At 73.2% G+C, this 17,059-nt stretch carries 18 protein-coding genes; 2 read left to right on the forward strand and 16 right to left on the reverse strand.

Annotation, left to right across the window (positions count from 1 at the left end; all coding sequences use genetic code 11):
* Positions 1 to 71 precede the first annotated feature (71 nt).
* The gene (locus ACIA8L_RS18845) at positions 72 to 1,343 is read left to right on the forward strand and encodes a PLP-dependent aminotransferase family protein (protein WP_395905995.1); all 1,272 of its coding nucleotides are present in this window, start codon (positions 72 to 74) and stop codon (positions 1,341 to 1,343) included.
* The gene (locus ACIA8L_RS18850; RefSeq protein ID WP_395905997.1) at positions 1,340 to 1,945 is read left to right on the forward strand and encodes a 4'-phosphopantetheinyl transferase family protein; all 606 of its coding nucleotides are present in this window, start codon (positions 1,340 to 1,342) and stop codon (positions 1,943 to 1,945) included. Before ACIA8L_RS18845 ends, ACIA8L_RS18850 begins: the two co-directional genes overlap by 4 nt.
* Here ACIA8L_RS18850 and ACIA8L_RS18855 read toward each other — a convergent pair.
* Genes ACIA8L_RS18855 through ACIA8L_RS18930 form a run of 16 tightly spaced genes read right to left on the reverse strand, consistent with a single transcriptional unit; the run spans position 1,926 to position 16,551 of the window.
* On the reverse strand, positions 1,926 to 2,690 hold the full coding sequence (locus ACIA8L_RS18855) for a 2-hydroxy-acid oxidase (RefSeq protein WP_395905999.1): 765 nt from the start codon (positions 2,688 to 2,690) through the stop codon (positions 1,926 to 1,928). The two genes, ACIA8L_RS18850 and ACIA8L_RS18855, sit on opposite strands and share 20 nt — an antisense overlap.
* 2 nt (positions 2,691 to 2,692) lie before the next feature.
* Positions 2,693 to 2,977, reverse strand: a complete 285-nt coding sequence (locus tag ACIA8L_RS18860; protein WP_395906001.1) for an acyl carrier protein — start codon at positions 2,975 to 2,977, stop codon at positions 2,693 to 2,695.
* Positions 2,978 to 2,994: 17 nt separating this feature from the next.
* Complete coding sequence (locus ACIA8L_RS18865; RefSeq protein ID WP_395906003.1) at positions 2,995 to 3,918, reverse strand: 3-oxoacyl-[acyl-carrier-protein] synthase III C-terminal domain-containing protein; 924 nt, start codon at positions 3,916 to 3,918, stop codon at positions 2,995 to 2,997.
* Positions 3,915 to 5,270: a condensation domain-containing protein gene (locus ACIA8L_RS18870; RefSeq protein ID WP_395906005.1), complete on the reverse strand. Its 1,356-nt coding sequence runs from the start codon at positions 5,268 to 5,270 to the stop codon at positions 3,915 to 3,917. The genes ACIA8L_RS18865 and ACIA8L_RS18870 overlap by 4 nt, the downstream gene beginning before the upstream one ends.
* Positions 5,263 to 6,945, reverse strand: coding sequence for an AMP-binding protein (locus tag ACIA8L_RS18875; RefSeq protein WP_395906007.1), 1,683 nt, complete (start codon positions 6,943 to 6,945; stop codon positions 5,263 to 5,265). Before ACIA8L_RS18875 ends, ACIA8L_RS18870 begins: the two co-directional genes overlap by 8 nt.
* An 11-nt stretch (positions 6,946 to 6,956) precedes the next feature.
* Positions 6,957 to 7,925 (reverse strand): alpha-ketoacid dehydrogenase subunit beta, encoded by a 969-nt coding sequence (locus tag ACIA8L_RS18880; protein WP_395906009.1) that lies wholly within the window; start codon positions 7,923 to 7,925, stop codon positions 6,957 to 6,959.
* Positions 7,925 to 8,887, reverse strand: a complete 963-nt coding sequence (locus ACIA8L_RS18885) for a thiamine pyrophosphate-dependent dehydrogenase E1 component subunit alpha (RefSeq protein ID WP_395906011.1) — start codon at positions 8,885 to 8,887, stop codon at positions 7,925 to 7,927. The genes ACIA8L_RS18880 and ACIA8L_RS18885 overlap by 1 nt, the downstream gene beginning before the upstream one ends.
* A gap of 12 nt (positions 8,888 to 8,899) precedes the next feature.
* Positions 8,900 to 9,712: a DUF3050 domain-containing protein gene (locus tag ACIA8L_RS18890; RefSeq protein WP_395906013.1), complete on the reverse strand. Its 813-nt coding sequence runs from the start codon at positions 9,710 to 9,712 to the stop codon at positions 8,900 to 8,902.
* A 19-nt stretch (positions 9,713 to 9,731) separates the two neighbouring features.
* A complete protein-coding gene (locus ACIA8L_RS18895; protein ID WP_395906015.1) occupies positions 9,732 to 10,634 on the reverse strand; it encodes a phytanoyl-CoA dioxygenase family protein in 903 nt (300 codons plus the stop codon).
* Complete coding sequence (gene hppD / locus ACIA8L_RS18900) at positions 10,631 to 11,731, reverse strand: 4-hydroxyphenylpyruvate dioxygenase (protein ID WP_395906017.1); 1,101 nt, start codon at positions 11,729 to 11,731, stop codon at positions 10,631 to 10,633. The genes ACIA8L_RS18895 and hppD overlap by 4 nt, the downstream gene beginning before the upstream one ends.
* Before the next feature lie 33 nt (positions 11,732 to 11,764).
* Complete coding sequence (locus tag ACIA8L_RS18905; protein WP_395906019.1) at positions 11,765 to 13,015, reverse strand: beta-ketoacyl-[acyl-carrier-protein] synthase family protein; 1,251 nt, start codon at positions 13,013 to 13,015, stop codon at positions 11,765 to 11,767.
* Positions 13,012 to 13,467: a beta-ketoacyl synthase chain length factor gene (locus ACIA8L_RS18910; RefSeq protein WP_395906021.1), complete on the reverse strand. Its 456-nt coding sequence runs from the start codon at positions 13,465 to 13,467 to the stop codon at positions 13,012 to 13,014. Before ACIA8L_RS18910 ends, ACIA8L_RS18905 begins: the two co-directional genes overlap by 4 nt.
* Positions 13,464 to 14,600 (reverse strand): beta-ketoacyl-[acyl-carrier-protein] synthase family protein, encoded by a 1,137-nt coding sequence (locus tag ACIA8L_RS18915; protein ID WP_395906023.1) that lies wholly within the window; start codon positions 14,598 to 14,600, stop codon positions 13,464 to 13,466. Before ACIA8L_RS18915 ends, ACIA8L_RS18910 begins: the two co-directional genes overlap by 4 nt.
* Before the next feature lie 4 nt (positions 14,601 to 14,604).
* Entirely contained in the window at positions 14,605 to 14,847 is a 243-nt protein-coding gene (locus tag ACIA8L_RS18920) for a hypothetical protein (RefSeq protein ID WP_395906025.1), read from the reverse strand.
* Between the two features lies 1 nt (position 14,848).
* Positions 14,849 to 15,127 carry an acyl carrier protein gene (locus ACIA8L_RS18925; RefSeq protein ID WP_395906027.1) on the reverse strand — a complete coding sequence of 93 codons (279 nt, stop codon included), beginning with the start codon at positions 15,125 to 15,127 and terminating at the stop codon, positions 14,849 to 14,851.
* Entirely contained in the window at positions 15,124 to 16,551 is a 1,428-nt protein-coding gene (locus ACIA8L_RS18930) for a class I adenylate-forming enzyme family protein (protein WP_395906029.1), read from the reverse strand. Before ACIA8L_RS18930 ends, ACIA8L_RS18925 begins: the two co-directional genes overlap by 4 nt.
* Positions 16,552 to 17,059: the final 508 nt, after the last annotated feature.

Raw genomic sequence — 17,059 nt, forward strand, 5'->3', positions numbered from 1 at the left:
GGCCGGCCGACGCTGACCGCGCTGGACCGCAGCGCCGTGCGCGAATCATCCCTGAATGGAGGCGACGGCTGATGGTGGTGTTGGCCCGGGAGGCGCTGCACGCCTCCGTCATCGACCCGGTCTCGGCGTCGATGAACTTCCTCAACGAGATCGCCATGCGCTACCCGGACGCGATCTCCCTGGCCGCCGGCCGCCCGTTCGAAGCGTTCCACTCCGCCGCCGACATCGACAAGCATATCCAGGTGTACCTCACCCACCTGCGCGAACGCGGCGTGAGCGCGGCCGTCAGCCGGGATCTGCTCACGCAGTACGGGCGGACGAACGGGCACATCGGCGACCTCATCGCGCGGACCCTCGACGTCGACGAGAACATCCAGGTCCCGGCGGCCGCGGTGATGGTCACCACCGGCTGCCAGGAGGCCATGGTCATCGCCCTGCGCGGCCTGTGCAGCGGGCCGGACGACGTCGTCCTGGCCGCCGAGCCCTGCTACGTGGGGCTGACCGGGGCCGCGCGCATCCTGGGTGTCGAGGTGGTCGGGGTGCCGGAGTCCGACGACGGCCTGCGCCCGGAGACGGTTCGTGCGGTCGCGGCGGCGACCAGGGCCCGCGGCAAGAACCCGAAGGCGCTGTACCTGGTCCCGAACTTCGCCAACCCGTCGGGGATCTCGCTGCCGGTCCCGGTCCGCCGGGCGCTGCTGGCGGCGGCCGCCGACGAGGATCTGCTGATCCTGGAGGACGACCCCTACGGTTTGTTCGGCCTGGACGACGAGCCCCGCCCGACGCTGAAGAGCCTGGACCGCGACCAGCGCGTCATCTACCTGGGCTCGTTCGCGAAGTCCTACTTCCCGGGGGCCCGGGTGGGCTTCCTGGTGGCCGACCAGCCGGTGGTGGACCGGGCGGGCCGCCACACGATGCTGGCGGAGGAGCTCTCCACCATCAAGAGCATGCTGACCGTCAACACGTCGGCCCTGTCCCAGGCGGTGGTGGGCGGCATGCTCATCGACGCGGGGTTCAGCCTGCGGGCGGCGAACCAGGCGAAGATCGCCTTCTACCGCCAGAACCTCAGGACGCTGCTGGCCGCACTGCAACGACATTTCGCGGGTACTGCCGTGCGGTGGAACAGTCCCAGCGGCGGCTTCTTCGTGGTCTGCACGGTGCCGGTCGACGCCTCCGAGGAGCTGCTGGAGGTCTCGGCCCAGGAGTACGGCGTCCTGTGGACCCCGATGCGCTTCTTCTACGTGGGCGGTGGCGGCACCCACGCGATCCGCCTGTCCTGCAGCGCCGTGGAGCCACCCCAGATCGAGGACGGCGTCCGCCGCCTGGCCGCGCTGCTGTCCCGGTGACGGTCGTCGAGGTCTGGCTGATCGACACCCGCCTGCCGTTCCGATCGGACCTGGACCCGGGCGAGGTCAGCCGCCGCGACGCCTTCCGCGCGCCCGACGACCGCCGCCGCTTCGACGCCGCCCACTCGGCCCAGCGCCGCATCCTGCGTCAACGACTGCCGGAGATCCACTGGAGCTACGGCCCGAACGGCAAACCGTTCTTGACCGGTGCACCGCTGCAGGTCAACCTGACCCACGCGGGGGAGTGGGCCGCGATCGCGATCACCGCCACCCGCCCGGTCGGCATTGACCTGCAGGACATCGTCAACGGCCTCGACCACACCGCGATGGCCCGCCGCTTCTTCCCGCCCGAGGAGGCCGACCTGGTGACCCGGTGCGGGCCGGAGCTGTTCGCGCGGCTGTGGGCCCGCAAGGAGGCGGTGGTCAAGGCGGCCGGCGATCGCATCCCCCGCAACCTGGGGCTCCCGGTCGCCGGCAGCCCGCCGCCGATCGTCGACCTGCACGGTGTGCCGCACGCGCTGGCCGATTTGGAAGCGCCGGAGGGTTTCCGGGCCGCGGTCGCGCTGGCCGGCCCGGACGGCTTCAGCATCCGAACGCACTGACGCACAGGTAGCGCAGCGCCGGGTCGTAGTCGGCCAGCACCACGGGGCCGTCGTCCAGCGCCGCCAGGGCCTCCCACACGCCCGTCATCGGCTGGCCGGGGTCCGCCCGCACGATCCGGTCCGCCTTGATGTCGGCCTCGTAGCCGATCAGGTGCGCCCCGAGCACGACCGTGGCCGCCGAGACGTCCCCGAGCGCGTCGAGCACCTGCACCGCGTCGGCATCGGCCAGGATACGGGGCGCAGGAATATCCACAGTGGACGGTCCGAGGTGGAGGGCGACCGCGCAGTGGGCGGCCGGGACCTCGACCGGGACGGCCGGGTCGTAAGGGAGCGACGACTGCTCGGCCACGATGAGCAGCGAGTGCTCGTACAGGCCGGAACGAGCGTAGTCGCGCAGTAGCCGCAGCGCCGTGTGCGCGCCGGCCCGGCCCTGGTCCGACACCGCGAACGCCTGCGGCGAGCCCGGGCACAGGTGGCTCAGGTAGGTGGCGGTGGCCCGGCCCGGGTGCAGGTCCGGGATGTCGTAGGCGAGCACCAGCGCCTGCACCGGCTCGGCGGGCAGCAACGCGGCCGCCATCTCGCCGTACGCCTGCCCGCCGGCCATGCCGGTCGGCGCGTCCAGCCCGTACGGGCGCACCATGTCGCCGAGGTACGTGGCCAGCAGTGCCGCGTGCGCCGGGTCGCCCGCCCGCGCGGCCGGCCCCGGGAACCGCCGCGACTCGGCGCGGCGCAACCCCCACGGCACGCTCACTCCTCCGGCAGCAGGTTGCCGGCGACGTAGTGCGCGAGGGTGCCGACGGTCTCGAAGTCGTCGCGGCCCAGGTCTTCGACGCTGATCTCGCGTTCGAGCCGGTCCTCCAGTTCGAGGACCAGCTCCAGGCCGGTGGTGGAGCTCATGCCGAGGTCGTCCATGAGCGTGGTGGACTCCGACGCGTCGGGCACCTCCCGCTTGAGCACGCGCGGCAGCAGGGCGCAGATCGTCTCCACGACGTGCTGTCGCAGCGCCGGGTCGACGGTAACGGTGTCGGACACGGTGGTTCCTCTCAAAATCAGTGCTCGAAGACCATGGCGGAGAACGTGGCGCCGCGGCCGGCCCCGGCGGCGGCGATCACGTAGCGGTCCCCGGGCCGCAGCAGGCCGCGCTCGACCGCGGTCCGGTGGTTGACGAACGCGTCGGCGCAGAACAGGTGCCCGTAGTCGGCGACGTGGTCGAGCAGCACCCGGTCGAGCGGGTACCCGATCCGTTTGCAGGTGCGCTGCCACGCGATCTGGTTCACGTTGTGCGGCAGGATGACCGCGATGTCGGCCAGCTCCAGCCCGGCTCGCGCGGCCGCCGCGGTGACCGCCTCGCCGAGGGCGTCGTGGTAGATCCGCTGATACTCGGCCGCCACCTCCTCCGCGTCGCCGTCGAACTCGCCGCGCAGCCGGGCCACATAGGACAGCAGCCGGTCCCGGTCCCCCGATGCGGATACCAGGCACGCGGCCGCCCCCTCGCCGAACATCGACGTGTCCGGGACGAACTGGGTCTCCTTCGTGAACGTCTTCTCCCCGGCCAGCACGATCGCCAGCCCGTCGTCGCCGTCGGCGGTCAGGAGCCGCCCGGCCAGATCGACCGCGAGGAGCCCCGAGGCGCAGGCCTGCTGCCCGACCGCGAACGCCTGCGCGTGCCCGAGCCCGGCCGTGTGAAGTGCTTCGTGCAAGGGATTCCGGGGGTACGGCACGACGACGGGATGGGTGCGCGCGTACAACACGTACCGGACCCGGCCGCGCTGCTCGTCGCTCAGCGCCAGGTCGGCGAGGGCCAGCGCCAGCAGCCCGGTCAGCGTCTCGTCCGACCGCGCGGCGGTGCCGAGCTTGTGGTAGCGCCGGAACACCCGCACCTGCATCGGCGTCAGGTCGAACGCTTCGGCGTAGGACTCGATGCTCACCCGTCCTTCGGGCACGAACGTCCCGACCGCGACCAGGGCCGTCATGGCGTCTCCGCAGCCGTTGCCAGCATCTGCAGGGCTTGGCGCACGGCCAGCTCCTCCGCCCGCCGGACGAACGCCTCGGCGCCGGCCGCGGGCAGCCGGGCGGCGTCCGTGAACACCGTCAGCAGCAGCCCGCGGCCGCCGCTGTCGGTGTCGCGGTCGTCGTCGATGTCGACGCTGAGCGGGTCGAACGGGTCGTCCTGGGCGACCGTCCACCGGAACGTGCCCGGCGGCGCGGCCCGGACCTCGGCGGCCGCCGGCGCGGCACCGGTGAAGCCCTGCCGGCTGGCGACCCGCCGGTCGTTGCACCACAGGCCCGCGTCCGGGTCGGCGCCCGCTTCGGCGAAGGCGGCGGTGACGGCGTCCGGGTCGAGGTAGGCGTACTTGTAGGCGCCCATCGCGGCCGCCCCGACCCGCCGCAGTGCTTCAGCGAACGGCCGCCCGGCCACGTCGGCCGCGCACAGGCCGCGCTGGGCCACCATCGCCACGACCCGCTCGAAGCCGCGCCGGAAGCGGTTGCTCACCATCGGCCGCAGCACCGCGGGACCGTCGCCGGGCAGGGCCTGGGCCAGGAGCGTCATGAGCACCTGGGAGGAGTCGGCGTCGGCCCGCTCCGACAGCACGTGCACGGCGAGGGGGAGGGCGGTGGTGCGGAACTCCCCGCGCAGGTACGGCCCCGCGCCGGTGACGGCCGGGGCGGGGACGCGGGCGATCGTGCGCCGCCAGTGCCGTACCGCCGAAGCGTTCTGGTGCTGACCGGCCGGACCGGCCTGCCAGCGGGCCTGTTCCAGGGGCGGGGTGCCGGTGTCGGCGGGAGCGCCGGCGCGATCGGCGACCTCGGCCAGGAACAGTCGCCCGCCCAGACCGTCGGTGACCAGGTGCGGCATGACGGTCGACCGGTGGCTGGGGGCGCCGCGGTGCCGGACGACGGCCATCCGCAGCGGCCACGCCTCGACCAGGTCGAAGGGGCGGGCGCGGTCCCCGGCGTCGAGGGCGATGACGAACGCCTCCGGGTCCTCGCCGTCGGGGCAGTCGTACACGTCCAGCCCGACGGTGCCGCGGTCGGCGACGCTCTGCAACGGCCTCCCGTCGGGGGCGAAGCGCAGGCGGGTGCGCATCGTGGGGTACCGCCGCAGCATCCACCGCAGCTCGTCCGTCACCTCGGCCAGGGTCGTGCCCGCGGCCAGCCGGGACCAGCCGCCGATCGGCAGCCAGGAGCGCTGCCGCCGCATCGTCAGCCAGATCTCGCGCTGCCCCCACGACAGCTCGCCGACGCCCGCCCCGGACCCGGTGAACCGCACCGGGAGCCGGAGTGCGGGGACCAGTGGCGGCGGCGGGGTGCGCAGGTCAGGCATTCGCCATCGCGGCCAGGTGCCGCTGGCGCATGAGGAACTTGCGGACCTTGCCGGTCGGCCCGACGACGAGGTCGTCGTCGGGGAAGACGACGACCTGGCGCAGCGTGGCGCCCGCGGCCGGGGTGAGGGCGCCGCGGACCGCCTCGGTGTGGTCGGCTTGCGGGTCGGCGAAGCCGCCACCGGCCGACCGCGTCTCGACCGACGAGGCCTGTGTCGCCTGACTGTCATGGAGGGAGAGCAGCACGTCGGTGACGACGCGGCCGTCCGGGGTGCGGGCGGACACGACGGTGCAGTCGCGGACCGCCGGTACCGCCCGCAGGATCCGCTCCTCCGACATCGCCGTGTAGAGCCACTCGCCGCCGCCGAGGTCGATGCTGTCGACGGCCCGGTCGACGTGGTAGTAGTAGCCGTCCTCGTCGCGGTACATGAGGTCGCCGGTCAGGTAGTAGCCGGCGAGGCGGTTGCGGTAGGTGTTGCCGTGGTCGTTCCAGTAGCCGGGGGCGAGCGTCGGCGACTTGAGGCCGAAGTGCCCGACCGCGCCGACCGGCACCTCCCGCCCGGTCTCGGTGTCGAGGAGCGCGACGTCGGCGAAGACGTGCGGCACGCCGACGCAGCGGCCGTAGCGCTCGGTGTCGCTGCGGTGCGTGATGTGGAACGCGGAGTGGCCCATCTCGGTCGAGCCGAGGCCGTCGACGAAGCTGGAGCCCTTGACCCGGCGCACCCCCTCGCGGGTGACGACATTGCGGCTGCCGGCGTTGACCAGGTTGCGGATGTGCGGCTCGTGCGCGCAGTCGCCGGTGTTGAACCACAGCGACACCGAGTCGATGCCCCGGGCCGCCAGGTCGTAGCGGGCCAGTTCCGCCCACGTGACCGCGAACCCGAAGACGCCGGATGGCCGCCACCGCTCGATCGCCTCGAGGACGGCCGCACCGTCGTCCTGTCGCGACAGGAACAGCAGCTCCGAACGGTTGCTCAGGGCATGGTTGACGGTCATGATCCCGGCCGCGTGCGGCGCCGGCAGCGCGCTGAGGATCCGCTCGGTCCCCTGCGCCCGCGGCCCGCTGAGCCGGATCCGGCGGGTGGCGTGGAAGAGGCTGGCGTGCGAGTGCACGACCGCCGTCGGCATCCTGGTCGTCCCCGACGAGTGCGTGATCGCGATCGGGTCGTCCGCGTCGTGCCGGAACGCCACCGGTGCCGTGGCCGGGTCGCCGCTGCCGGTCTCGGCCACATCGTGCACCGCGACCCCGCCGAGGTCGGCCTCACCGAGGCGCTCCCGGTGGGCGGCGTCGGTGAGCAGGGCGACGCCGCGCAGCCGGCGGATGTACTCGGCCGCGATGTCGCCCGGGATGTTGGGGTTCATCAGGGCCGGGACGGCGCCCAGCCAGGTCAGGCCCATCCAGTTGAGGAAGCAGTCGGCGGCGTTGGTCACGTAGATCGCGACCGGGTCGCGGCGGCGGATGCCGGCCGCGTGCAGCCAGGCGGCCCGGGCCGCGGCCCGCGTGTACAGCTCGCCGAGCGTCAGGCCCTGCCAGGCCGGGATGTCGTCGACCGGGGTGTCGAAGGTCATGCCGGGGCCGTCCAGCGCCGCGCCGTGCTCGATGAGCTTGTGCAGCACGTTGCCGGCCCCGACGTCCGGGTCGGCGGCCAGCGCGGCCCGGATATTGGTGGGTGCCATGCTCGACTCCTCTACTGCTTCGCGACGTCTTCGATCGCGGCGCGGATCTGGGCCCGGGACGGCTGCAACGCCAGGTCGAGGTCGCGGGCGAACGGCAGGACGGCGCCGTCCGGGCGGGTCACCCGGCGGGGCGGGGCGACCAGGCGCATGCCCTCCGCGGCCGAGGCCAGGATCTCCCCGGCCATGCCGCAGGCGCGGTTCGAGTCGTCGACGACCACCAGGCGGCCGGTGCGGTCCAGGGACGCGGCCAGGCCGGCCCAGTCGAACGGATACAGGGTGCGCGGGTCGAACACCTCGACGGAGACGGTGCCGGTGAGCTCGTCGGCGACGGCCAGGGCGTCGTGGACCAGGTGGCCGATCGCGACCACGGTCACGTCGTCGCCGGGGCGGTGGACGCGGCCGACGCCGAGGGGGACGGGGGCCAGCCGGGCGAGGTCGACGTCGGCCCGGACGCCGACCGCGCCGGCCGGTGCGAAGACGACCACCGGGTCGTCGTCGCGGATCGCGGACGCCAGCAGGCCGTAGGCGTCCGCGGGGGTGGCCGGGACGACGGTCTTCACACCGACGTGGGCGAAGAGGCTGTAGGGGTGGTCCGAGTGCTGCCCGGCCCAGCCGCCGCGGGAGCCGGAGCTCGGCAGCAGGTACGTCACCGGCACCTTCGTCTGACCGCCGGTCATCAGCGAGAACTTGTGGGCCTGGTTGGCGATCTGTTCGAAGGACAAGAACAGCAGGGCCGGGATCTGGTACTCGATGACCGGTCGCTGCCCCGCCAGGGCGGCACCGGTGGCGAAGCTGGTGAACGCCTGCTCCGAGATCGGCATGTCGATGACCCGGTCCGGGCCGAACTTCTTGTTCAGGCCGGTGGTCACGTTGCTCACGGCGACGCGGACGTCCTCGCCGAAGACGCACACCGCGGGGTCGCGCTCCATCTCGGCGGCGAGGGCCCGGTTCAGCGCCTTGAGGTATGACAGGTTCGTCATCAGACACCGGCCCGGGTGCGCAGGCCGTCGGCGTAGAGGTGCTCGAGGGCGCCGCCGGGGTCGGGGTGCGGGCTGTGCCGGGCGAAGTCGACGGCGGCGTCGAGGACCGCCTCGAGCTCGGCGTCGATGCGGGCCCGCTCCGTGGCGTCGAGCCGGTCGCCCTGGATCTCCACGGGGTCGCGGGCCGTGCCGTCGGCGACCTCGGCGTCGGTGCGGTAGCGGGGGCGGGCGGCGTGCTCCCAGGTGTGGTGGGCGTCGAAGCGGTAGGCGACGCACTCGAGCAGCGACGGCCCCGCGCCGGCCCGGGCGCGTTCGACGGCTTCGCGGGCCTCGGTCAGTACCAGCGAAGGATCTGTGGCATCGATCTTTTTGGCCGGAATGCCGAAGGCTTCCGCGCGGCCGGTGATCGTGCCCGCGACCGCGTCGGCGAGCCGGGTCGTCGTCGCGAAGCCGTTGTTCTCGCAGACGAAGACGACCGGGAGCTTCCACAGGGCGGCGAGGTTGAACGTCTCCAGGACCACGCCCTGGCTCACGGCGCCGTCGCCGAAGTAGGTGAGCGCGACCCGGTCGAGGCCGGCCCGGCGGGCGGCCCAGGCGGCGCCGGTGGCGATCGGGACGGCCGCGCCGACGATCGCGTTGGCGCCGAGGATGCCCAGCGCGAAGTCGGCGGCGTGCATCGAGCCGCCCCGGCCCCGGTTCAGACCCGTTTCCCGGCCGGCCAGCTCGGCCATGACCCGGGCCGGGTCGGCGCCCTTGGCCAGGACGTGGCCGTGGCCGCGGTGGGTGCTGGTGATGACGTCGCCGGGCCGCAGCGCGGCACAGGTGCCGGCCGCGATGGCCTCCTGCCCGAGGTACGGGTGGATGCCGCCGACGATCGTGCCGTCCCGGACGAGCTCGATGGCCCGCTCCTCGAAGCGGCGGATCAGGCGGACCGTCCGGTACAGCCCGGCGGCGTCAGTCACGTTCGTTCTCCTTCAGACCGCGACGGCTTCCGCGCCGGCGCGCGCGTCGATCTCGGCGAGGATGCCGCTCCACAGCTTCACCCGGGCGCGCAGGGCGAGGTTGATCGTCTCGGCGCACTCGTCCCACTTGCTTTCGTCGTCGCCGCACAGGTCGGTGACCATCTGCATGGCCATCGGCGTGTGCTCCTCGCCGTCGACCTCGATGTGCCGGGCCAGGTAGTCGACGAACGTGTCGAGCTGCCCGACCTGCTCGTTGACCTTGACGACCTGCTGGAACATGTCCGGGATCAGGTCCTCGCGGCCGAACGCGAACGCGGCCGCCTGGCAGTGGATCGGCGCGGTGTCGATGAGGTGCCAGGTGAGCGCGACGAACTCGGCGGCCGGCGCCGGCACCCCGGCCCGCACCATCGCGGCCGGCACCGGGGTGCCGGCCCGGAGCAGCTCGATGAAGCCGTCGATGACGGTGCGGTCGGCCCCGGACTCGGTCATGCCCTCCAGGTAGAGCTCGAAGTGGCTGATGAATCCGCCGCGCAGCTCGTCGGACTCCTCGACGAGCACGATGTCGTTGATGAGCCGGCGGCTGCCGGTCGGGCCGGTCGGCACCCACGGCACCTCGACGCAGGTGAGGTTGCGCTGCAGCGACTTCAGCAGCGACATGAAGTCCCACACGGCGAAGACGTGGTGCTCCAGGAACGTGCGCACGGCCGGCAGGTCCTGCAGCCGGGCGTAGACGGGGTGGGTGACGACCTCGGTGCGGGCGTCGGCGATCAGCTCTTCGAGCCGGTCGATGCCCGGGTGCCGGCGGCCCCAGTCGTAACGGGACATACGAACTCCTTCGGGGTGATCAGGCGTTCCGCCACAGCACGGGGCAGAACTCCGGGTCCGCGTAGTCCGGCCGCCCGTCGGGGGTGCGGCGCACGAGGACGTCGTGGTTGTACTGCACGAGGTCCCCGGTGGACAGGCGGAAGGCGCGGTACTCGTTCGCGCCCGGCTGGAGGTGGAACGAGACCGCCCGGCGGGGGTGGGCGCTCACGTTCGCGCCGCTGCCGTGATAGGTGCGGCAGTGGTGGAAGCTCATGTGTCCCTTGGGGATGACCATCGGGACCTTGCGGACCTCGGCGTGGTTGTGCGCGGCGTTGCGGGCCAGCATCACCTCGAGGTCCTCGTTGACGCGCTCGGCGAAGTGCTTCGTCGTCGAGTCGTCGGCGCCGATCTCCTGCCAGCGGTGGCTGCCCTCGACCATGGTGATGGTGCCCATGTCGAGGCCGCAGTCGTGGAACGGGATGAACGCGGTGAGCATGTCGTCGGACGTGCACGACTGCCAGTAGTGGCGGTCGAAGTGCCACGGCACGACGTTCGACCGCTCCCCGGCGATCGGCGGCTTGTAGATGAGCGTCGACTGGAAGACGCGGATCTCGTCGGCCCCGGCGAGCCGGGCCGCGACCGCGCCGATGATCGGCTTGCGCAGGATGCGCCCGATGTCGTCGCTCTCGTAGTGGATGTAGTCGTGGTGGCGCTGGACCGGGCCGTCCTCGGGCTTCCAGTAGGCCAGGCGCGGCGGGCGCACCGGCAGCTCCCGCGCGCGTTCGCCGGCGTAGAACCGCTCGCTGGCCGCGACCAGCTCGTCGACCTCGGCGTCGGTGAACAGCTTGCGGGTGAGGTAGTAGCCGGTGCGGGCGTACTGCGCGACCTCCTCGTCCGTCGGCAGGAGGGCCAGGTCGACATCCGGCGTTATCGAGGTGGTCACAGCGCGGTCCCTTCGGAGAGTGTGGTGTCGCGGACCGCGGCCAGCTCGCGCTCCTTCGCCGCATACAGCGCGGGGATGTTGCTGAGGCCGAACGTGCGCGCGCCGTGGCGGTCGATGAGCTCGTTGAAGTACGTGCGCCGGATGTGCGTCGACTTCGCGAAGATCTGGTACATCTGGCCCCAGTGGTCCCGGTCGACGAGGATGCCCAGCGGGCGCAGGTCCGCGACGGGCACGTCGGTCTCGCCGAGGCGGCCCGCGAGCATGTCGTAGTAGCTGCCCGGGGTCTGCGCGAACCCGACGCCCCGCTCGCCGAGGGTCCGCACCGCGGCGGCGATGTCGTGGGTGCTGAACGCGATGTGCTGCACGCCGGCGCCCTCGTGCCAGGCCAGGAAGTCGTCGATCTGGCCGGCCTGGCGGCTGATGTCGGGCTGGATCAGGGTGAGCGTGACCCCGCCGGACGGGCTCTGCACCACCTTGGACTGCATGCCCTGCTCGCCGACCTCGATGTACTCCTGGAAGATCATCGAGAAGCCGAAGACGCGCTCGTAGTAGGCGACCGTGGTGTCGAGCTCGCCCGCCGGCAGGCACACGGCCGCGTGGTCGATCTCGTGCAGCAGGTCGTCCTCGTGCTCCGGAACAGGATCGGCGGGCGTGGCGATCAGGCCGGGCAGGAAGTTCGGGTCGGTCCGGTCGCGCTGGACGAGCCGGTGGGTCACGTCGCCGAAGCCGGACACCTCCGCGAACACCACCGCCGAGTCGCCGTGGGTGGCCGTGCGCGGCGGTGACACGGGCGTGGCGCCGGCCGCGACCGCCTCGGCGTAGGCCGCCGCGGCGTCGGTGCAGCCGATCGCGACGATCGCGACGCCGTCGCCGTGCTGGGCCACGTACCGGCTGGCCCGGTGGCCGCCGGAGAGTCCGGAGGTGAGCAGGACCCGGATGTCGCGCTGGCCGAGCAGCACGCTGCGCTGCCCGGTGAGGCCGGTCTCCGGGCCGCCCTGCCCGAAGACCCGGAAGCCGTACTGCGCGCAGAGCTGCTCCGCCGCCACGTGCGCGTCGCCCACATACAGCTCGATGTGGTCGGTGTCGGTGATGTCCATGTGCCGTCCCTTTCGGGTTCTGTTTCGAGCGGGTCAGCCGGCCTTGGTCCACTGCGAGCTCGGCGGTCCGAAGACGAGACTGACGTTGTGCCCGCCGAAGCCGAAGGAGTTGGACAGCGCGTGGGTCACCGGCGCGGTGCGGGGTGTGCGCAGGTGGTCCAGGTCGCAGGCCGGGTCGGGGTCGTCGAGGTTGTGCGTCGGCGGCAGCACGCCGCGGCGCAGGGCCTCCACCGTCACCGCCGCCTCGGCCACCCCCGAGGCGCCGAGCATGTGCCCGGTGACGCCCTTGGTGGAGCTGACCGGCGGGGTGTCCGGGCCGAACACGGCGCGGATCGCGAGGGACTCGGCGACGTCGCCGAGCTTCGTCGAGGTGCCGTGCGCGTTGACGTATCCGATGTCGGCGGGGGCGAGCCCGGCGTCCGCGATCGCGCGGCGCATGCACTCGGCGGCGGCGGCCCCGTCGGGCCGCGGCGTCGTCGGGTGGTAGGCGTCGTTCGTCGCGCCCCAGCCCAGCAGGTCGGCGTAGCGGGCGGCGCGGCGGGCGTCGGCGTGCTCGGGCCGCTCCAGGACGACGACCCCGGCCCCCTCGCCCAGCACGAGGCCGTTGCGGCGGCGGTCGAACGGGCGGCTCGCCTGGGCCGGGTCGGCCCAGCCGCGGGCCAGGGCGCGGGCGTTGCTGAACGAGTCGGCGATCGTCCGGAACAGCGGGGCCTCACTGGCGCCGCAGACCACGACGTCGGCCTCGTCGCAGCGCAGCAGCCGCAGCCCCTCGCCGATGGACTGGGCGCCCGCCGCGCACGCGGTGCCGACGGAGGAGCTGTAGCCCCGCAGCCCGTACTGCATCGCGATGCGGGCCGCGCCCATGTTCGGCAGCATCCCCGGCAGCAGAAACGGGCTGACCCCGGCGCGGCCGCGCTTGTCCCGCAGCACCGCCTGCGCGTCGAGCGTCGCCATGCCCCCGGTGCCGGAGACGATGACGGCGACGCGGTAGGGCTCGACGTCCCGCCCGGCCACGATCCCGGCGTCGGCCATCGCGATCCCGGCCGCGGCCAGGGCCATCACGATGTACCGGTCGACGAGGCGGGCGTCAGGGCCGGGCAGCACCGACAGCGGGTCGATCGGCGGTCCGAACGCGGCCACGTCGACGCTGCCCTTCAGCGGATGCTCGTCGGGCGGGCTGGACAGCCCCGAACGTCCTTCGCACATCGCGTCGAAGACCTCGGCGGGGGTACTGCCGACAGACGTCACGAGTCCGATACCGGTGACGGCCGCATGCCCGCTCATGATGTGCCTCGTTCTGCTAGGAGGGTTCCGGAGGCGAGGTCCGCGCTGAGGTCGATGAGCAGCACCCGGCGCGCGTCCCCGTCCGCCAGGAGCCCCCGCGCGGTGTCCAGCCCGGCGGCGGTGTCGCAGACGCAGCTGACCGGCCCGTGCAGCCCCCACGTGGCGGCGATGTGCCCGAGCACCGCGTTGGGCACCGACTGGAAGAAGAACAGCGGCCCGACCCGGGCCCCGTCGTCCACGGCTTTGGCGACGTGCACGGCGCTGTCGATGTCGCCGAGGTCGCTGACGAGCACGAGGGCGGTCTGCTCGTCCTGGGTGGACACCTGCCGCAGGCACTGCCCGGCGACGGCGGCGACGAGCGGGTTGAAGTCGGAGTGCACGAACCCGGCCAGCTTCGGCGGCTCCGCGTCCGCGGGCCACTGGGCCGTGGCAAGTGCGACTAAGCCGCTCATGGCGCGGTGCCCAGCAGGAGGGCGGTGTTGGAGCCGCCGAAGGCGGCGTTGAGGCTGAGCGCGTAGGCCGGGCTCGCCTTGGTCTCGGTCAGCACCAGGTTGAGCGCGCAGTCCTCGTCGGGCTCGAGGAACCCGGCGTTGACCGGCAGGCGGCCGCCGCGCAGCGCGTGCAGGGTGACCGCCAGCTCGAGGATGCCGGAGGCCTCGAGGGCCTGGCCGTGCAGGGCCTTCGTCGACGACACGGGCACCGTCGCCGCGCACTCACCCAGAGCCGTGCGCAGGGCCAGGGTTTCCGCGGCGTCGCTCTGCGCGGTGCCGGAGCCGTGCGCGTTGACGTACCCGAGGTCCGCCGGCCCGATTTCGGCCCGGCGCAGGGCGTCGGTGACGGCCCGGGCCAGGCCGCGACCGCGCGGGTGCGGCTGGCACGGGTGGTGGGCGTCACCGGCCCGGCCCCAGCCGGCCAGCCGGGCGAGGGGCTCGATCCCGCGGGCCCCGGCGGCGGCCGCGGACTCGAGGACCACCGCCCCGGCCCCGTCGCCGAGCAGCAGGCCGCGGCGGCCGGCGCTGAACGGGCGGACGAAGCCGTCGGCGGCGAGGGCGCGGCCGGCGTCGAAGAGGGCGTACTGGTCGGGCTCGACGAGGTATCCGCCGGCGACGACGACCCGGTCGGTCTCGCCGCGGCTGATCGCCCCGGCCGCGTCGGCGATCGCCGTGCTCGCGGCGACGCACGCGGAGGTGTAGGCGCGGGCCGGGCCGAGGCCGGTGTGCTCGGCGAGGCCGGCCGCGAACGCCGAGCCGCCGTGCCGGGGCCGCTGCGCGGGCTTCGCCCGGGCCAGCCGGGGATCGCCGTGGACGGCGAGGAACAGCGGTGCCCCGGCCCGCTCGGCGGTGCCGAGCTTGGCCTCGTCACAGGCCTCGTCGACCAGCCACCACAGCTCGTCGTCGAGGTCGGGCGAGCCCGGGACGGTGGCGGCGACGCCGACCCGGCGGCCGCTGACGTCGAACCGGGTGACGGGCGCGAACGCCGGCCGGCCGGCGTCCAGGCCGGCGGCGAGCGCGCCCAGGCCCCGGCCGAACGCGCTGAGCACGGCCAGGCCGGTGATCAGCACATCCGTCTTGCCTGCCCTGGTCATCAGGTCACCGGGCGCCGGTCTCGGCCGGTAACTCGGACAGGACCGCGACGGCACCGTCCACGGTGGACATCCGGGCGAGGTCCTCGTCGGAGAGCTCCAGCACGGTGCCGTAGTGCTGCTCGAGCTGATGGATCAGCCAGGCCAGCTCGAGGGAGTCGATGCCTTCAGCCACGTCCTGCGGCCGCCGGTCCCCGTAGGTGGCCAGCATCGCGAGCACCTGATCCCGGCTTGGAGCGGCTTGCGTCACGTCAGCTGCCCGCGGTCGCGGCGGCGGACCGGCGCTCGGCGACGGCGCCGATGAACTCGCCGACCGTCATGCCCGCGAGCTTCTCGGCCTCGTCGTCGTCGAAGCGCACCCCGAAACGGTCCTCGACCCGCACCGCGAGCTCCGCCAGGGACAGCGACTCGAGGTCGGCGCCGGCCGGGCCGAGCGCGGTGTCGTCGTCGATGTCGTCGGTGCTGTAGTTCATCTCGGTCAGCGAGTCCAGTAAGAACTGCTTGATCTCGCTGTACGTCTCGTCGCTCATGTTTCGGGGTTTCCTTCCTTCACGGACGCCGCGACCAGTAGGGCGCGGTCGCGGACGAGCTTGCCGGTGGCCGTGCGGGGCAGCTGCTCGACGACCTTGAGCACGCGCGGGCGTTTGAAGGCGGCCAGCCGCACCGCCAGCTCCGCTTGGACCCGCTCGGCCGTCGTGCCGTCGCGCAGCATCACGTAGGCCTCGATGGCCTGCTCGTACGTGACGACGGCGGCGGCGACGCCGGGCAGCGCGGCGAGGGTGTGCTCGACCTCGGTGAGGTCCACCTTCAGCCCGCCGACGGAGACCTGGGAGTCGTTGCGACCCTGGATGCGGAACCGGCCCGTGGCCGCCTCGACGGTGCCGGCGTCGCGGGTGTGCAGCCAGCCGTCGGCCCAGCGGGTCGGGTCGGCGAGCCCGAGGTACGGCGACGCGGCCAGGGACACCAGCAGCTCCCCGCCCTCCTCCCGGACCCGCAGTCCGGGCGCGGGGGTGAGGGCCGGGCGGTGCTCGCCGAAGAGGTCGGTGGCGATGACGCCGACCTCCGTCATCCCGTACATGTTGCCGAGGCGGACGCCGAAGCGGTCCGTGAACGTCTCGTACACCGTGGCCCGGACCAGCTCGCCGCCGGTCGTCATCCCGGTCAGCTGGGGCAGCGCCGGCGGCCTGGACCCGGACGACAGCAGCTCGATGTGGAAGGGCACGCCGAGCAGCGTGGTCGGCTCGGGCCCGGCGGCGACGGCGGCGAGGATGCCGTCGGCGGTCATCCGGGCCGGGATGACCACCTGGGCCCCGGCGTGCAGGCCGTACAGCAGGCCGCCGACGAGGCCGAGGACGTGCACCATCGAGGCCAGGCAGACGATGCGCTCGCCCGGCTGCGGCACCCCGGCCCCGATCGCCACGTACCGCTCGAGCTCCTCGACGAGGTTGGCCGCGGTGCGCGCGATGACCTTCGACGGGCCGGTGGAGCCGGAGCTGAGCTGGACCAGGGCGTGCGGGGTGTCGGCGGGCCGGCCGGGATAGGTGGCGACGCGCTCCTGCACGTCCTGGAAGCCGCGCAGCGGGCCGCCGGTGGCGTGTTTGGCCGACACGACCGCCTGCGGGGCCAGCCGCTGCAGGGCGGCGTCGATCTCGAACGGGGTGAGCCGGTGGTCGAGCAGGGCCGCCCGGGCGCCGAGGCGCCAGCAGGCGAGGAGGTTGGCGACGAAGGCGAGGGACGGGGCCAGGCAGATCGCGACCGAGTCGCCGGGACCGCCGCGGCCGATGCCGGCGGCGGCCAGGACGGCCTGCCGCTGCTCGACGAGGCGGCGCAGCCGCGCACGGGTGACCGGGGCGTCGAGGACCAGCGCCGGGGCGTCGCCGCGGTGTTCGCCCAGCGGGCCGCCGGTCAGCAGCACGTCGTCGACCCAGCTCGGGTCGAGGACCGGTGCGGTCACCGTGACACCCTCTTTCCTGAACGCGATTCGGGCACGGCCGGTCAACGGCCGGAGGCACCGCCGTTCGCCACGTGGGGCGGGCGGTGCGCCGGGGCCGCTGGAGCTGACCGGGCGCAGGGTGGTATTGCCGAGCAGACCGGCCGTCGTCGGCCGTTCTGGTCGGCGTGGACACCCCCGTGATGAACACAGCCGCAGAAGTCGAGGCGCGTGCTGGCGCTCAGGTCCGTCGTCGTTGCCGGAACGCGAGTGCCCGCTATGCGAAAGAAATTCGGGCACCTCGACAGGGATAGACCTTACGCAATTGAAGGCGTTTTACAAGAGTGGGCATCCGGAGCATGTGACGGGATGTCCGTTCTGTCACACCACCTCCGCAGAAAACTCGTTTGGATCGTTACGATCGACATTTCGGCAACCGCACTGGTCAGGGCGGGTGGCGGCCACATGCATTGTCCGCGCAATCGGACATTCGCCCCCATGTTCGCCCGGTTCGGGTCGAGCCGAGTTGTTT

It is taken from the genome of Dactylosporangium sp. NPDC051541, from assembly GCF_044454505.1.
Taxonomy (GTDB): Bacteria; Actinomycetota; Actinomycetes; order Mycobacteriales; family Micromonosporaceae; genus Dactylosporangium.

What these genes read in the sequence shown, in the direction of transcription:
- ACIA8L_RS18915 (WP_395906023.1), bottom strand. Translation starts at nt 14,600, where the DNA reads ATGACCAGGGCAGGCAAGACGGATGTGCTGATCACCGGCCTGGCCGTG.
- ACIA8L_RS18880 (WP_395906009.1), bottom strand. Translation starts at nt 7,925, where the DNA reads ATGACGAACCTGTCATACCTCAAGGCGCTGAACCGGGCCCTCGCCGCC.
- ACIA8L_RS18865 (WP_395906003.1), bottom strand. Translation starts at nt 3,918, where the DNA reads ATGACGGCCCTGGTCGCGGTCGGGACGTTCGTGCCCGAAGGACGGGTG.
- ACIA8L_RS18890 (WP_395906013.1), bottom strand. Translation starts at nt 9,712, where the DNA reads ATGTCCCGTTACGACTGGGGCCGCCGGCACCCGGGCATCGACCGGCTC.
- ACIA8L_RS18845 (WP_395905995.1), top strand. Translation starts at nt 72, where the DNA reads ATGGTGGTGTTGGCCCGGGAGGCGCTGCACGCCTCCGTCATCGACCCG.
- ACIA8L_RS18925 (WP_395906027.1), bottom strand. Translation starts at nt 15,127, where the DNA reads ATGAGCGACGAGACGTACAGCGAGATCAAGCAGTTCTTACTGGACTCG.
- hppD (WP_395906017.1), bottom strand. Translation starts at nt 11,731, where the DNA reads ATGGACATCACCGACACCGACCACATCGAGCTGTATGTGGGCGACGCG.
- ACIA8L_RS18875 (WP_395906007.1), bottom strand. Translation starts at nt 6,945, where the DNA reads ATGGCACCCACCAATATCCGGGCCGCGCTGGCCGCCGACCCGGACGTC.
- ACIA8L_RS18910 (WP_395906021.1), bottom strand. Translation starts at nt 13,467, where the DNA reads ATGAGCGGCTTAGTCGCACTTGCCACGGCCCAGTGGCCCGCGGACGCG.
- ACIA8L_RS18905 (WP_395906019.1), bottom strand. Translation starts at nt 13,015, where the DNA reads ATGAGCGGGCATGCGGCCGTCACCGGTATCGGACTCGTGACGTCTGTC.
- ACIA8L_RS18870 (WP_395906005.1), bottom strand. Translation starts at nt 5,270, where the DNA reads ATGCCTGACCTGCGCACCCCGCCGCCGCCACTGGTCCCCGCACTCCGG.